The sequence below is a fragment of the Streptomyces niphimycinicus genome (genome assembly GCF_018883605.1).
GTDB classification, from domain to species: Bacteria; Actinomycetota; Actinomycetes; order Streptomycetales; family Streptomycetaceae; genus Streptomyces; species Streptomyces niphimycinicus.
Genome location: NZ_JAHLEM010001055.1, coordinates 1 through 900, shown reverse-complemented (window position 1 = coordinate 900; position 900 = coordinate 1). Strand labels below are relative to the sequence as shown.

The 900-nt window shown below is 68.0% G+C and carries 1 protein-coding gene; it reads left to right on the top strand.

Translation table 11 applies throughout. The features are described from left to right. Nucleotides 1-472: 472 nt before the first annotated feature. Nucleotides 473-736, top strand: a complete 264-nt coding sequence (locus KN815_RS47450; protein ID WP_216347964.1) for a hypothetical protein — start codon at nucleotides 473-475, stop codon at nucleotides 734-736. The last annotated feature ends 164 nt before the right edge of the window (nucleotides 737-900 follow it).

The following is a 900-nucleotide window of genomic DNA, read 5'->3' as shown; positions in this document are numbered from 1 at the left end:
GGCGTGCGCACCTCTGGTGCACGCATGGGTGCCGCATGGTGAGGAGGTCCCGGGCACTGGTCTTGTCCGGCCATACGTGGTCGCACATGAACGGGAGCGACAGCGGGGGGCCGTTGGGCACGGTGTGAAGGCGGTGGCCCTGTGAGTGTGCAACCGCGCTTGCTGCCGTGGTCCGGTCCTACGGGGCAGCGGTGCTATCTGGTCTCGGATGCGGACAGTGAAGGCTACCTGTCGAAGCTGGCTGACGAGATGGAAGCGGTCCAGCTTCAGATGGGCACTGAACTCATCGGCCATGCCCGTCTGATGCTCGGTGACCGGAAGACGGACGCCCGAGAACTCCGCTACCTCTCCAACCGCCTGATCGAAGCGCTGCAAGACGCGCTCCGGATCGCGGAGAGCCGCGGCGGGCGTCTGTCGGTGCCCGACGAGTCCGAGAGCGACGGACCGGCTCAGACGGGCGAGGAGGCGCGGAATGAGTCAGGTGTCGGGAGGGTGGGAGGTCGGGCCTGTCCCGGGGCGCGGTCTGCGCCGTGAGCGAGATGGATACCTGGCGCTGCCGCTTCAGGTCGTCCGCTCCGGGCAGCACGTCGCCCTTACCTCGCTGGTGCTCACAGTGGCTGAGGCGGAGCAACTGCACGCGGCCCTGTGCTACGCGCTGGGCGCTGAGCCTGCACCTGAGGACGCGCCGGAGTGCCGCAAGCCGGTCCGGTATCCCGGCGGCCGACAGCGGTACTGAGGTCTCCCCATTACCGTTTTCGTGGCCCCGCAACGGGGCTCCCGGCCTTCGGAGCTGGCATGACTTTCTCCCCCTGTCGAACGCATGGCCTGGGGGGTGGTGTCACCGGCTCCGGAGGCACTGACAGACCGCTAATTAGGGGCATGACCACCGGCTTCTCCGGA